Genomic DNA, 14,329 nt, shown 5'->3' with positions numbered 1-14,329 from the left:
AGAGGAGGAAGGGGATGGCGGAGGAAGGAGTGGCAGTGCGGCAACGACCGTGGGCGGTACTGATGGTGTGTACCGGCAACGTCTGCCGCTCGCCCCTGGCCGAGCATCTCGCCGCCGCCCGGTTCAGCGCCGCGCTGGACCGGATCGGCCTCGGCGCGGCCGGCGCGCCGGCATCCGGCGGGACCGGGGGTAACGAGCCCTCGTCCGAGGGATGGCATCCACCCGGCCCCGCCGGGGATCTTCTGGTGAGCAGCGCGGGAGTATGCGCCCGGGCAGGTGAGGCGATGTATCCCCAGGCCGCGGCGATCCTGGCATCGCGAGGGCTCGACCCGTCCGGCTTCCGGGCAAGGTTGCTGACAGCGGACCTGGTCCAGGCCAGCGATCTGGTGCTGTGCGCGACCCGCGCACACCGCTCGACGGTGGTGGGCCTTGTGCCGCGGGCCATGCGCCGCACCTTCACCCTGCGCGAGTTCGGACGGTTGACCTCCGGAGTCCGCCCCGCCGACATCCCCCCGGGCGGGGCACGGGTGGCCGGGGAGTACCTCGCCACCACGGCCTGGCGGATCCGGGCCGCCGGCCGCGCGCTACCGGCCGCCCTCGACGACCTGGCCGACCCCCTCGACGGCGGTCGGGAGGCGTTCGAGAACTGCGCGCGGATGATCGAAGAGACGTTGTCACGGCCGATGGCCCTGCTGGCGGAGGCGTGTCACGAGCCACTGGCGGCCGCGCCTACGGACCCCGCAGGCCCGGCAGGCCTCGCGGATGTCCCGGTCGACCGGACCCCGGCACCGGGATGAACATCCTGATCGGGAACCGGTGGCTGGCCGGCTTCCTCGACGAGACCCCCCTGCCCGGCCACTGCCGGATCCGCCCGGACACCTGGGTGACGCTGTTTCCCGTGGACGGTCAGTTCTTCGTCAGGGCGGGCAGCGGCCGGGCCCTCGCCGCCTACACCCGCGAGTTCGGCATCCGCGCGGTCGCCCGCAAAACGGCCAGCCGGCTGCGGGAACGCGACCGCAACCAGCGTTACTTCGGCGTGGGCCTGGGCACCCTGGTCGAAGCCGTCCCACCCGCTGGTGGGGCGGCTTCGCGGACGGGAACGACCGTCGCTTTCGTCGCCCCCTGCCACCCGGCGTGCATGGAACGCGTCGTCCTGCATCAGGACCTCGTCCGCCCGGTCGGGCCGCCCGGCCCCACCGGCGCTCCCGCTCCCGCCGACCCACTCGGCTTCGTCAGCCCCGATCCACCACCGCGATCCGCGATCGTCTACCGGGCCCGGCCGGCGACCGCGTTGCCGGTCGTGGACGACACGCTCATCGGCTGGTCTCCGATGTCGGGAGCACCGGTGGATCCCGGTGCCGTCGATCGTCTCGTCGCCTGGCTCGCAACCGAGTGGACCGGGGCCCGACCCGGGGATCGCCCACTCGCCGGGATCAGTCCGATCACGGAGAGCACCCCGCGCCATGGCCCGCCGCCCGCGTCCGGACGACCCACCGCTGTCCTGTTCGGGTTGGGACACTATGCCAAGACACAAATCGCCCCGCACGTCCGTGATCACCTCGACCTCGTCGGTGTGCATGAGATCGACCCCGTCCAGCTGGGCGCCCGGCGACCGGACCGATGTTCCTGGGACACCGCGGCGCTGCTCCGGGACGGGGAGCGGGCCGACGTCGTCCTCATCGCGGGCTACCACCACACGCACGCGCCGCTGGCCCGGGAGGCGCTGCGGCTCGGCTCAGTGGCCGTCGTCGAGAAGCCCGTTGTCACCACAGAGGACGATCTCGACCGGCTGGTGAAACTCCTTCACGCCGGCGGGCGCCTGTTCGCCTGCTTCCAGCGACGCCACAGCCCGATGAACGCCTGGCTGCGCTCCGACCTGCGCCTAGCCGACGGCAACGAGCCGCTGATCTACAGTGCCGTGGTGTACGAGGAACCGCTTCCCCGCCGGCACTGGTACCGCTGGCCGTCCTCACGCACCCGGCTGGTCAGTAACGGCTGCCACTGGATCGACCACTTCCTCTGGCTCAACGACTTCGCGCCGGTCCGCCGGAGCACGGTGGCCCGCTCCCGCACGGACACCTTCACGGTGTACGTCGAGCTGGAGAACGACGCGGTCCTCTCGCTCGTGCTGACCAGTGCCGGGGGCAGCCGGCACGGTCTGCGGGAACAGTCCCAGCTGCGCGCGAACGGTGTGACGGCCACCATCGTCGACGGTTCGCAGTACACCGCGGAGGCCGGGTCCCGCATCCTGCGGCGGCGGCGAGTCAACCGGCTCAACAGCTACCCGGCCATGTACCGCGACATCTGCGAGGGCATCGTGGCCGGCGCCCCGGGCGAGGACGCAGGGCAGATCGCCGCCGTCGCCGCGCTCACGCTACGGCTGGACGCCGCAGCCGGCGGGGATGGGCCCGAACCCTGATCCCCGGGATCAGGGACGTCACGGTCCTGGTGCCGGCGGCGCCCGGACCCCCGAATCGGACCGCCATCACGGGCCCGGTGCGACCGCCACGCCGTCGACCGCCACGCCGTCGACCGCCATCAGGAGGCCGCAAGGTCGGCCGGCACCCGGCGCCCGACCGCCCGCCGGGCTGCCGGTCCCGCCGCCGACGGACGCGTGGCCACGACGGCCTCGACCGCCGGTGCCACGATCGGGGAGACCGGGGACTGTGCCGCGCAGGTGTCGACCGGTCCCGCCACGGCGCGCGGCGCGGTCCCGGGATGGACGGCAAGCCGGCTGCCCCATTCCCGCAACCAGCCGACGACTCGTTCCCCGGCCATCGGACGTGACACGAAGTATCCCTGGACCTCGTCACACTGCCAGGCGGCGAGAGAGGCCCAGGAACGCTGCGTTTCGACCCCCTCGGCGACAATCCGTAACCGCAGCGCATGCGCCAGGGAGACCGTGGACCGCACGATCTCGGCCGCGGCCGGATCGCGGTCGAGGTCACGCAGGAAGGTCCGGTCCAGCTTCACCTCGTCGGCCGGCAGTTCGCGCAGGTACGACAGCGAACAGAACCCGGTGCCGTAGTCGTCCAGGCTGACCCGCACACCGAACCGGCGCAGCCCCGCCAGGGTTCCCTGTGCCAGCTCCCGCGCCACGATGAGGGAGTCCTCGGTGACCTCGATGACGAGCGCCGAGGGCGGGAGCCGGTGCCGGGCGAGCGCGGCCCGCACCACGCCGACGAAGGCGCAGTCGACGATGACCGACGCGGGGACGTTCACCGATACCGCGAGCGGGGCACCCCGGCCGTGCCAGCGCGCGCAGTCGGCCAGGGCCTGGTCAAGGACCTGCACGGTGAGCTTCGGCATCAACCCGGCGCGTTCGATCTCCGCCAGGAAGGCGTCGGGCGACCGCACGCCGTCGACCGGATGACGCCAGCGGACGAGAGCTTCCACACCGCTGATCCGACCACTGCGCAGATCCGCCTTGGGCTGGTAACTCAGTTCGATCTGGCCGGAGTCCAGCGCATGACGCACCTCGGCCCGCAGCAGCAGGCGGGCCCGGTTGATCGGTGGATGATCGCGGGCGTAGACGGTCTGCCCGTGACGGCCCCCCTTCGCCAGGTACATCGCCTCCTCTGCATGACGAAAGAGCTCCAGCGCGCCACGGCCGTGCTCGGGGGCATGGGCGATCCCCACGCTCGCTTCGGGCCGCACCGGAGTTCCCGCGAGCGGAACGGGCAGTTCCAGCACCTCCCGCAACCGCCGAGCGACCTGTTCGGCCCGGACCACGTCAGCGCCGCGCAACAGCACAGCGAACGCGTTGCCGTCCACCCGGGCGAGCAGATCCGATCCGGGCAGCGCCCCGCGCAGCCGGCGACCCACCGTGGCGAGCAGGCGGTCCCCATACTCATGCCCGAGCGCCCCGTTGACATCGCGCATCCGATCGAGATCGATGAGCAGCACCGACACGGACGTTGCGCCGCGCGCCCGGTGCTCACCGCCCGCGAGACAACGGCTGGCGACGTCGAGGAAGTACCGTCGGCCCGGCAGCCCGGTCAGCTCGTCCACCACGCCGCGCCACGGCCACGCACGGCCAACGCCTCCCCGGGGATCCCACGACCGGATGTCCGGGCCGGCTGGACCGGCCAGACCGTTCGGACCCGGCCGGACCGCCGCGGCGAGGATCGCCACCGCGATCGACAACGCCGCGGCCGCGAGCACCACGCACGACAACGCGACCGGCGACGGCACGGGCCCGCCCCATCCGCCGATGAGACAGAGCAGTCCCAGAAACAGACCGAGCGCACCCCCCATCAGGGCGGCGACCCCCGAGAGCGGCCGGACCAGCATCGACCGGGGCAGCATTGACTGGAACAACACTGACCGGAACAACACTGACCGGACCATCGTCGCTCCACCCGCAGCGCATCCATGACTTGGACGAGCACGCGGACCGACATCGCCGGTCCGCGTGCTCCCGGGGACAGCCGTCCCCGCCCCGACCTCGTGGCGCAACCACCGGTGGCCACCCGACGGGCGGCCCGCACCGCCGTGCCGGATCGTCGAGCCACGCCGTATCCGATCCCGCCCATTCATCGAATTCCCCCGAAGCCGATCCCACAATGTCCTTGAGCGAGCTGCGTCCTTGAGCAAGCCGCCGCAGCCGGTCGAGGATGGCCGCCCACGGCGCCACCACCGCCGGCATCACGCGTCTGGTTTATCCCCGCGCTATCCGAGCGTAACGTGCGCCAGTTCGCAGGGTATCCGATGCCCGACTTTCCACCGGCATCGGCTCGGCCCGTGGCCGCCGACACCGTCGTTGGCCAACTGCCGGGGATACTAATCACCATGAAGGGCACCGGCGAAATCCAAACCGTTGCCACCCGGGACCACACCGTGTCCATTCCGGGAAATCCCCCGCCAGGGGCGGAGATCCTACAGTAATCAGCTCCTTGCCCGGCACCTCACCAAGTTCCCCGGACACCGGACAGGCGACGTCGAACCGAGTCGGGGCTACCACCTGAGATTCGGCGGCGCGATACGTGTAGTAACGGTCTCGCACCTCGACGGGGAGGGGATCCCCAACCTTCAACTCATCGAGACGACTAAACAGTGCTCCATATGCGGTCCGATATCCGGAAACCACGACATTCTCCAGCTCACCGGGCATGGCGGTCCCCGTCATATGTCCGGACCCCGGCGCAGGACGCTGGCGGGGGCGCCTCCCACCATGGCCGGTGAATGATGTGGACCGAATCGTGGAGCACACCGAATCATGGAGCACGCAGTATCGTCGGCGGGTCACGCCAGCATCCTGCATCTCACTCACCGTTACATGCAAAAGCATTCCTGTTACCCTCAGTACTCATTCCGAGCCGTGGAGGCTCGTCGCCCGCCGGACCGGATGCTCTACCCGAGCGACGCAGGGGGTCCGATGAAGACCGTGGCGGTGATCGTCCACTGGGGTCCACACCGGCCGACCGTGGAGCTTGCGAGGTGGCTCGACGGCAGCCCCGTCATCGCCCAAGTGGCGGTGGTCGCGAACGACCGGTCGGACCGACCCGACCACCTGCCGGCCTCGGTCGCCTGGATCCTGCCGCCCCGCGACCTCGGTCTCGGCGGAGGCTTCCGGCTCGCCAGCCACGGCTACCCCGCCGCGCAGGCCTATCTCCTGATCGGCAACCACGTCAGGATCCCGGACCCGGCGCTGCGCGCCTGCCTGGAGCTGCTGGCCGGGACGAATATCGGCGTGGTCGCTCCCACCCTGGTCGACGACGACGGTCGGCGCTCGGGCCCGGCGCGGCTGAGCCCGGTCCTGGCGGCACCGAAGGCCCGGCGCCCCCCCGGCGACCGACCCCTGGAGGCCGACTGGGTCGCAGGCACGATCATGTTCGTCAAGGCGGACTGCCTGCGGCGGATCCCCCTGGACGGCCGTTACTACCTCGGGTTCGAGGATGTCGACTTCTGTTACCGCGTCCGGGAAGCCGGATGGAGCGTCGTGGTCAGTCCGCACCGTGCACGGCACATCGGGAGCACGACCGTCCCCCGGCGTGGCGACGCCTATTACGGGGTGCGCAACCGGCTCTGGTTCGCCCGGGTCCGCGGATGGCGGGCCCGGGCCGCCTTGATCGCCCTGGCGACGGCGGTCGTCGTGCTACCCCGCGCCGTCGCCCTGGACATGCTCCTCGGGCACGGTACCCGAACCTCGGCCCTCGTCCTCCACGGCCTGCTGGACGGTCTCTCGATGCTTCCCCCGCCGGGAGAGGCACGTGACGACGAGCCGCGCGCCGCTCACTGGACAAGCTGGCCGTAGCCGGGCCGGCCACCAGGCGCGGACCGTTGCCGCATCACGGCAACGCCGGGGGCGCCGGTCCGGCGCGTCGCCTGTGGCGCCGCGAGGAACAGCGCCTGCCAGGCGAACATGTTCGGCCACCGGTCCAGCACGCGGCGATCCCACCGCCGCACCAGGTCCCCAGGGAGCAGCTCACGGGTGCGCCACCACGGCAGACCACCGGTGGTGGCGGTGGCGACGATGCGCAGTCCGTTGTCCTCCAACAGCCGCCGTGCCGAGTCGACGGTGTAAAACCGCAGGTGGGTAGCGTCCATGAGACCGGTCTCGGTGTACTCAAACCGACCCCGCAGGAACAGCGCGCGCTGCCGGTAGTGCAGCACGTTCGGCAGCGCTACCAGGACCCGGCCGCCGGGTGCCAGCGCCCGCCGGGCCTCGACGAGCAACGGCACCGGATCCGCCAGGTGCTCGAGGATGTGGGAAAGCAGCACGAGCTGGTGACTCCCGTCGGGGACGAAGGGCAGCCCGGCGCTCAGATCGGCAAGTTCGACGTGGTCGCACTCGGCCGCGGCGGCGGCCCGCTCGGACGGATCAATCGTCACCCCCGTCACCCGCCAGCCCCGGGCCCTCAGCAGCCGCGCGTTGTCCCCGGCTCCGCACCCACAGTCCAGCGCCTTACCCGCCGGTATGTCGATCAGATCGAGGAGAGGCGGGTTACCACCGTTGCGGTACCGCAGATCGGCTTCCATACACGACCCCTTGTCGCCATCATCGGAGAAGCTACAGGCAGTCAAGAGAACTCGAAACGTTACTATGACACGCTCCACAACACAGGACTAGCACCTGGAGAAACATTAAAATCACTCTCCGTGCAGATCTCACGCCGATCCACCGCCCCGACCGCCTCCCTCACCGATCGACCTGCCCGGGTTCTGCTGCTGAGCAGTTCCCGCGGCCTCGGTGGTGGGATCGAGCGTTATCTTTCGACGGTCGAGGAGACACTGCGGGCCGGTGGGGCCGATCTCCTGCGGGTCGACATGCTGGAGTCAGGCGTCGAGCTGACCCCGGCGATCAGGGCGCGCTTCGCGTCGCGCGCGCTCGCTGCGGCGCGCCGCTTCGGCCAGGCCGACAGTGTGGTCGCCGGGCACGCCAACCTCATCCCCGTCGCGGCGGCAGCCGTCCGACTGTCCCGGGCCCGCCTCGGCCCAGTGCTGCTCTACGGCACCGACATCTGGGGCATGCGCCGCACCGACCGCGCGATCCTGCGCGCCGACCCGCTCCTGCGCCCGGTCACGATCAGTTCCTACAGCGCCGGCGCGCTGTCGACGCTGGGGCTGGCGCCCATCCTCCGGCCGGGCATCTCACCGACGTGGCGGGCGACCCTGCTGGCCGAGGCGAGCCGCCGCCGGCCGTTGTCCCCCGTACCGACCATGCTGAGCGTGTTCCGGCTCAGTGACTGGGTGAGCAAGGGTGCGGGGGTCCTGCTGGAGGCCGTGGAGTCCGTCCGGGCCACTCTCGGCCCGGTCCGGCTGGTGTTCGCCGGGCGGGGCCCGGCACCCGGGGCCCTGCACGAGCTGGTGTCCGCGCACCCCGACACCGAGCTGCACGAGTCCCCGGCCGACGACGCGTTGGCACGTCTCTACGCCACCGCCGACCTGTTCGCGCTGTGCACCCGCACCCGCTCGCGCGGGCCACGGATCAGCGGCGAGGGCTACGGCATCGTGCTGCTCGAGGCGCAGCTCGCCGGGTGCGCGGTGATCGGACCCGCCTCAGGCGGTAGCCACGACGCCTACCAGGACGGCGTGACCGGGCAGACGCCGATGGACGAGTCGGCGCAGGCGCTGGCGGACGTCCTGCACGGCATGCTCGCCGACCGAGCGCGACTGGCCCGCGTCGGCCGGCGCGCCGCGGAGTGGGCCGAGGCTGCCACCCGGCCCGACGACTACCTCCGCACGGTTTTCACCGCCCTGACCGGACGGCTACCGAGCAGCGAGGGCCGGGACATCCCGGTCCAGCCCACGGGTGCCGGAACCCGGCGGGGGGCGACACGGGTCAATACTCCCACCGGATCGGCGTGACTCCCGGATCCGGATCACGACGAGAGCGTCCATCCCGGGCCTGAATGATCCGGACGGTCATCGAGGAACCCGCCTGATCATGAAAAATGCATCGAACGGATCGGACTGATCCTCACGCGACGCGACACACAGGTCAGTAAACCCCGATACCGAACCCGATACGAATATCAAATATCGACCAGAGGTAACCATAACACTATCGGCAGTCAACAGCCGGAAATGGTTGCCGGCCACTCCTACTCCAGGTAGTCGCGCAGCTTCTGCGACCGGGAGGGATGCCGAAGCTTGGACAGCGTCTTCGACTCGATCTGGCGGATGCGCTCCCGGGTGACCCCAAACTCGCGCCCGACCTCCTCCAACGTACGCGGGTGCCCGTCAGTGAGCCCGAAGCGCAGCTGGATGACCTTCTTCTCCCGGTCGGACAGGGTGTGCAGGACCGAGTCGAGCTGCTCCTGAAGCAGGATGAAGCTAGCCGCGTCTACCGGGACGACGGCGTCGCAGTCCTCGATGAAGTCCCCGAGGTGGGAGTCCTCCTCCTCACCGATGGGGGTCTCCAGCGACACCGGCTCCTGTGAGACCTTGAGGATCTCACGCACCTTGTCCGGAGTGAGATCCATCTCCTTGGCGATCTCCTCCGGACTCGGCTCCCGGCCGAGGTCCTGCAGGAGCTGCCGCTGGATGCGGATCAGCTTGTTGATGGTCTCGACCATGTGCACCGGGATGCGGATGGTGCGTGCCTGGTCGGCGATGGCCCGCGTGATCGCCTGCCGGATCCACCAGGTGGCATAGGTCGAGAACTTATAGCCCTTGGTGTAGTCGAACTTCTCGACCGCCCGGATCAGGCCGAGGTTGCCCTCCTGGATGAGGTCCAGGAACAGCATGCCGCGCCCGACGTACCGCTTGGCGATCGAGACGACGAGACGCAGGTTCGCCTCAACCAGCTTGCGCTTGGCGATCTGCCCGTCGCGTTCGATGGCCTCGAGGTCCCGCCGCATCTGCGGGGAAGTTTTCTTGGTGGCCACCGCCAGCTTCTCGGAGGCGAACAGCCCCGCCTCGATCCGCTTGGCGAGATCGACCTCCTCCTCGGCGGTGAGCAGGGGGACCTTGCCGATCTCCTTGAGGTACATGCGCACCGGGTCGGAAGTCGGCGCCTTGAGGGCGAGCTCCTCCTCCTCGCGGCGACGGCGGGCCAGCAGATCCGCCTCGTCGGGGCTCTCACCTCCCGCCTCGAGTACCTCGATGCCCTCGTCGTTCAGCACCTGCAGCACCGTCTCGGCCTGCTCCGGGGGGAGCTCCGCGGCCTGGATGGCGACCGTGACATCCTCGGTGGTGAGGAACCCGATCTCCTTGCCCCGGATGATGAGGTCCTTGACCTCGTCCACCTGGGCTTCGCGGGGTAGGACGGTAGGACTCATGGGCGGAATCTCGTCACTTCCTTCTCGGGATCGACCCAGGTTACGCGGCACCTACGCCCCGCTCCCGGAGTTGATGCTTGTGCTGCTCCAAAGCAATCAGCTCGCCGAATGCACGGCGGAGGGCCTCGGCGTCGGTCACCCCGTTGAGCCGCTGCACACGCGACTTCAGGTCCGTGATCCGACGGGTCACATGCAACTCCTGTACCCGCGACATCTGTTCGTCGACATAACGATCATCCACATCGTGGTCGCACAGCACCCTCTCCACTGCGAGGGCAGTAACGAAGCGTCGCAGCTCCTCCTCCGGAGCCGCCGCGGTCAGCTCGGTTACCCAGGTGGTGACCTCACCGGACCTCGCCAGCCCCGCGCACACCCCACCGGCCTCGGCGATGAGGTCACGGACGGCACGGTGCGCGGGAACAGTGAACATCTCCGAAGCCAGCGTGTCGAACATCGGGCCCGCAAGCCCGGGATACTGAACGGCCAGCTTGAGCGCCTCACGCTCCACGATGACCGCCGCGTCATCGGCCCCCGCCCCGTGCCGGCGCATCGGCGCGGAACGGGCGCCAGCCCGCTCGCCCCCCTGCCGCGACCGGTGCTCGGCCACCCGGCCCACCACGAACCGCTCGTCGAGAAAACCCAGCCAGCGGTCCAGGTTCACCGCGTACCGGTGCCGCAACGCGGCGTCCTTGAGCCGGTTGACCAGCGGCGCGACGGCGTCCAAGGCGGCGAGCCGGCCCTCGGTGGTGTTGAGGTCGTAGCGGTCGAGCACCCCGCGGATTGCGAACTCGACCAGCGGCACCCGGCTGGCCACCAGATCCCGCACGGCGCCGTCGCCACCGCTCATCCACAGCTCGCAGGGGTCGCGGCCGGAGGATTCCACCGCCACGAAGGTCTGGGTGGCGAAACGCTCCTCGTGCTCGAAGGCGCGTAGCGCCGCCTTCTGCCCGGCCGCGTCGCCGTCGAACGTGAAAATCACCTCACCGCGACGCTCGTCGGAGTCCATGAGCAGCCGGCGGACCACCGCGACGTGCTCGGAGCCGAAGGCGGTGCCACAGGTCGCCACGGCCGTGGTGACCCCGGCGAGATGGCAGGCCATGACGTCGGTATAACCTTCGACCACCACGACCTGGTACCGCCGGGCGATGTCACGGCGGGCGAGGTCGGCGCCGTAGAGCAGGTTCGCCTTCTTGAACAACGGCGTGTCCGGCGTGTTGAGGTACTTCGGCCCGGCGTTCGAGGCGTCCTCCTCGGCGAGGCGTCGCCCACCGAAGCCGACCACCTCACCGGCGAGATCCTTGATCGGCCACATCAGCCGATGATGGAAACGGTCGATCAGGCCCCCGCGGGCGCCCTGTTTGGCCAGCCCCCCGAGCACCAGCTCCTCGCCGGTGAAGCGCCGGGCGAGCAGATGCCGGGTGAGGGTGTCCCAGCCGGTCGGGGCGTAGCCGACCTCGAAGCGCGCCGCCGCGGTAAGATCGAATCCCCGCGCGGCGAGGAAGTCCCAGCCGGCGCGCGCGGAGGCCTGCGACCCTAGCTGCTCGGCGTAAAACTCGGCGGCCACCCGGTGCGCCTCCAGCAGCCGCTGCCGCTGGCTGGACACCGTACGGCCGGTGGTTCCACCGCCCTCGTAGGCCAGCGTCACCCCGGCCCGACGCGCCAGGCGTTCCGCCGCCTCCCGGAAGGTCAGCCCGTCGATCTCCCGCACGAAGGAGTAGACGTCGCCACCCTGCTGGCATCCGAAACAGTGGAACAGGCCAGTTGCCGCATTGACGTAGAAGGAGGGTGACTTCTCATCATGGAACGGGCACAGCCCGACGAGCTCGTTACGCCCCGCCGGACGCAGCTGTACGTGCTCGGCCACGACGTCCGCAATCGGCGAGCGCTCCCGGACCAGGGCGACGTCGGCGTCACGGATTCGTCCCCCCACCCGTCCCTCCCAAGTCCGCGTTGAGACTCTGCGGGTACCCGAACGAGAGGTAGCTCGCCCGGGGCAGAGCGCCCGTCAATATGTTTGCCACGTCCATTCCCGCCGGATCGATACTAGGAACACCACCCGCCGGCCCACCCGCCCTGTCGACGAGTGACGCGGCGCCCTCACATCGGTCCTACCGCTGCGATGGTACGTGTCGTAAGCACGACAGTACCGATCATGCCACGTGAATGTTGGGGACAGCGGCCGTGACGTGCGTGCCGAGCTGCGACGTCGGGCCGCGGGCCGCGCACCGGCTCACTCCCCCATCCGAGGGAGCGGGTGTCCCCCCGAACGGGGGAACACCCGAAACACCGTCGGGCCATCGGGCCAGCGGCGGACGCCCACCGGACCCACCACGCACGGATCCGGCACGCACGGATCCGGCACGCACCGGACCCCCGCACACCGGACTCGTGGCTCACAGGACCCACGGCGCCGGTCGTCCACACAGCAGCGCATGCCGCCGCTCGGCGCTGGCGTCGGTCAGACGCGCCACCTGGTCGATGACGACCCGTAGCCGTGCCGCATCGTCGGCGGCCATGCGGTAGGCCGCGCGCAACGACGGCTCGAGCACGTCCGGCGCGCCCCGGGAGAGCATCGCCACGAGCTCCGCGACCACCTCCCGCTGCCGGGACTGCCGGGCGCGGGCACCCGGCCGCTCCATCACATACCAGGCGGTGACCCCCTTGAGCGCCGTGCACTCGGCCACGGTGTCCGGATCCACCACCAGATCCGCGCCATAGCGCCGCAGCGGACCGTCGGGATGGCACACCCGGGTGGCACGGACCGCGCTGTGCGCGAACCGGGCGATGAGCTCGCTGGTCATCGCCCGCAGGGCGGCCTGGCCCCGGGCCGAGGTGATCTCGGAGCGGACCCACCAGGGCTGGCACCGCAGGGTGCCCAGGGCGGCCGCCACCGCCTCGGCGGACGGCCCCGGGTAGCGGACGGCGGTCGCGGCGGCGAGCTCCGCCCGGCGGCCGGAATCGTCGAGGGCGGCTAGATCGATGTGTCCGGCGACGACCCCGTCCTCGAGGTCGTGCACCGAATAGGCCACGTCGTCCGCCCAGTCCATGATCTGCGTCTCGATACAGCACCGGCCGGCCGGTGCGCCCTCCCGGACCCAGCGGAGCACGGACAGGTCGTCGGCGTAGGCGCCGAACTTCGCGCTGTCCGCCCGGGGCCCAGGGCGGCGCGGCCACGGGTACTTCGTCGCTGCGTCCAGGGTCGCCCGGGTAAGGTTCAGGCCTGCGCTGCGACCGCCACAGTCGACGATCTTGACTTCGAGCCTAGTCAGCTCGCGCAGGCTCTGGGCGTTGCCCTCGAAGCCACCGCAGGCGGCTGCGGCCTCGTCAAGCGCCAGCTCGCCGTTATGCCCGAAAGGGGGATGACCCAGATCATGTGCGAGGCACGCCGCCTCGACCAGGTCGGGGTCCGCTCCCAGCTCCTCGGCGAGCTCCCGGCCCACCTGGGCGGTCTCCAGGGAGTGGGTCAGCCGGGTACGCGGGAAGTCGTCGTCGAGCGGGCCCACGACCTGGGTTTTTCCCGCCAGCCTGCGCAGCGCGCTGGAGTGCAGCACCCGGGCTCGGTCCCGGGCGAAGGGACGGCGCTGGGCCGGTGTGGCCTTCGGGCGTTCCACGACCCGACGGGCCGCGTCCAAGGCATCATACCACTCACTGACCACGAGCTTGAGAGTATCGGCGCGATTCCGCGACCTCCGTCGAGCTCAGCGGCGATACTTTGTGCGCACCCTTCCCCGAATCGGCCCGGAGGCCCGCTGTGGACAAGATCATTAGATATGGGGCGATCGCGTTCCTCATCTTCTTCGTGGTGACCGCGCCCAACAGCGCGGCCAGTATCATCGACCGCGTCTTCGACTGGCTGCAGTCCATCGGTAACGGGGCGTCCCAGTTCGTAACCGATACCGCTCTGTAATGGCTACCCGGCCACTCTTGATGTCTGGGACACTGCGGGCGTGGTGAGACTCCAGCTTCCGGACCCGGCTCAGCGCGACACCAAGTACCTCGCGTCCCAGGAACGCCTGGTGATGATGGTGCGGTCACACTGGGCGGTCCTGCTACCCGTCTTCCTGCAGACCATCGGGGCCGTACTGCTCGCGCTCGTGGCGAACATCCTGCTCGCCGCGCAGGACGTTGACGCCGGCATCATCACCACGCTGCTGTGGTACTTCGCCCTCTTCATGATCTTGAGGATGCTGTGGGGGGTCGTCGATTGGCAGTTCGAGCATCTTATGATCACTGACAAGCGACTACTGAAGGTGTCCGGGATCTTCTTCCGCAAGGTCCAGACGATGCCACTGTCCAAGATCACGGATCTCACGTACAACCGGGACCCGCTTGGCCGGTTGCTCGGGTACGGCGAGTTCGTCGTGGAGTCCGCCGGCCAGGACCAGGCACTTTCCAAGATCAAGTTTCTGCCGCGCCCGGACCGGCTCTACCTCACCCTGGTCGACATGACCTTCGGTGGAGCACCCGCCCCAGCCGGAGACGACTGAGGGACGGCCCGCGGGACCGGGCCCGACGGGTTGGCGCAGGCCTGACCGGGTGCCCTGACCGGGTGCGAGGTACCCGTCGCCGGACGTCCCCACCGATCCTGCTCATGCTCACGCCTG

Annotated in this window: 12 protein-coding genes; 6 read left to right on the top strand and 6 right to left on the bottom strand. The window is 70.0% G+C overall.

Annotated elements, in window-relative coordinates:
- The first annotated feature begins 35 nt into the window (after window positions 1-35).
- Complete coding sequence (locus AC08OT_RS01130) at window positions 36-797, top strand: arsenate reductase/protein-tyrosine-phosphatase family protein (RefSeq protein WP_476593377.1); 762 nt, start codon at window positions 36-38, stop codon at window positions 795-797.
- A complete protein-coding gene (locus AC08OT_RS01125; RefSeq protein WP_476593376.1) occupies window positions 794-2,419 on the top strand; it encodes a Gfo/Idh/MocA family oxidoreductase in 1,626 nt (541 codons plus the stop codon). Before AC08OT_RS01130 ends, AC08OT_RS01125 begins: the two co-directional genes overlap by 4 nt.
- Before the next feature lie 119 nt (window positions 2,420-2,538).
- On the opposite strand, the gene AC08OT_RS01120 is transcribed toward AC08OT_RS01125, so the two are convergent.
- Together AC08OT_RS01120 and AC08OT_RS01115 are read right to left on the bottom strand one after the other, a co-directional pair.
- Window positions 2,539-4,350 carry a putative bifunctional diguanylate cyclase/phosphodiesterase gene (locus tag AC08OT_RS01120; RefSeq protein WP_476602468.1) on the bottom strand — a complete coding sequence of 604 codons (1,812 nt, stop codon included), beginning with the start codon at window positions 4,348-4,350 and terminating at the stop codon, window positions 2,539-2,541.
- A gap of 436 nt (window positions 4,351-4,786) precedes the next feature.
- On the bottom strand, window positions 4,787-5,113 hold the full coding sequence (locus AC08OT_RS01115) for a class E sortase (RefSeq protein WP_476593374.1): 327 nt from the start codon (window positions 5,111-5,113) through the stop codon (window positions 4,787-4,789).
- A 264-nt stretch (window positions 5,114-5,377) separates the two neighbouring features.
- On the opposite strand from AC08OT_RS01115, the gene AC08OT_RS01110 reads away from it, so the two are divergent.
- Window positions 5,378-6,256 (top strand): glycosyltransferase family 2 protein, encoded by an 879-nt coding sequence (locus AC08OT_RS01110; RefSeq protein WP_462186697.1) that lies wholly within the window; start codon window positions 5,378-5,380, stop codon window positions 6,254-6,256.
- Here the strand turns inward: AC08OT_RS01110 and AC08OT_RS01105 are convergent.
- Window positions 6,235-6,981, bottom strand: a complete 747-nt coding sequence (locus AC08OT_RS01105; RefSeq protein ID WP_462186686.1) for a class I SAM-dependent methyltransferase — start codon at window positions 6,979-6,981, stop codon at window positions 6,235-6,237. The two genes, AC08OT_RS01110 and AC08OT_RS01105, sit on opposite strands and share 22 nt — an antisense overlap.
- A gap of 120 nt (window positions 6,982-7,101) precedes the next feature.
- Here AC08OT_RS01105 and AC08OT_RS01100 point away from each other — a divergent pair, with 120 nt between their 5' ends.
- Window positions 7,102-8,310 (top strand): glycosyltransferase family 4 protein, encoded by a 1,209-nt coding sequence (locus AC08OT_RS01100; protein ID WP_476593373.1) that lies wholly within the window; start codon window positions 7,102-7,104, stop codon window positions 8,308-8,310.
- A gap of 236 nt (window positions 8,311-8,546) precedes the next feature.
- Here AC08OT_RS01100 and AC08OT_RS01095 read toward each other — a convergent pair whose 3' ends face one another.
- The 3 genes from AC08OT_RS01095 to AC08OT_RS01085 all read right to left on the bottom strand — a co-directional run bounded on the left by AC08OT_RS01095 (window position 8,547) and on the right by AC08OT_RS01085 (window position 13,381).
- The gene (locus AC08OT_RS01095) at window positions 8,547-9,725 is read right to left on the bottom strand and encodes an RNA polymerase sigma factor (RefSeq protein WP_476593372.1); all 1,179 of its coding nucleotides are present in this window, start codon (window positions 9,723-9,725) and stop codon (window positions 8,547-8,549) included.
- Window positions 9,726-9,765: 40 nt separating this feature from the next.
- Window positions 9,766-11,655 carry a DNA primase gene (gene dnaG / locus AC08OT_RS01090; protein ID WP_476594912.1) on the bottom strand — a complete coding sequence of 630 codons (1,890 nt, stop codon included), beginning with the start codon at window positions 11,653-11,655 and terminating at the stop codon, window positions 9,766-9,768.
- Between the two features lie 463 nt (window positions 11,656-12,118).
- A complete protein-coding gene (locus tag AC08OT_RS01085) occupies window positions 12,119-13,381 on the bottom strand; it encodes a deoxyguanosinetriphosphate triphosphohydrolase (RefSeq protein ID WP_476592112.1) in 1,263 nt (420 codons plus the stop codon).
- 95 nt (window positions 13,382-13,476) lie between these two features.
- Between AC08OT_RS01085 and AC08OT_RS01080 the strand changes: the two genes are divergently transcribed.
- Together AC08OT_RS01080 and AC08OT_RS01075 are read left to right on the top strand one after the other, a co-directional pair.
- Window positions 13,477-13,632, top strand: coding sequence for a hypothetical protein (locus tag AC08OT_RS01080; RefSeq protein WP_476592113.1), 156 nt, complete (start codon window positions 13,477-13,479; stop codon window positions 13,630-13,632).
- Between the two features lie 40 nt (window positions 13,633-13,672).
- On the top strand, window positions 13,673-14,212 hold the full coding sequence (locus AC08OT_RS01075; RefSeq protein WP_476592114.1) for a PH domain-containing protein: 540 nt from the start codon (window positions 13,673-13,675) through the stop codon (window positions 14,210-14,212).
- Window positions 14,213-14,329: the final 117 nt, after the last annotated feature.

Source organism: Frankia sp. CgJB1, from assembly GCF_977947065.1.
Note: the sequence above shows the minus strand (reverse complement) of the source record. Positions and strands in the feature narration are given on the sequence as shown.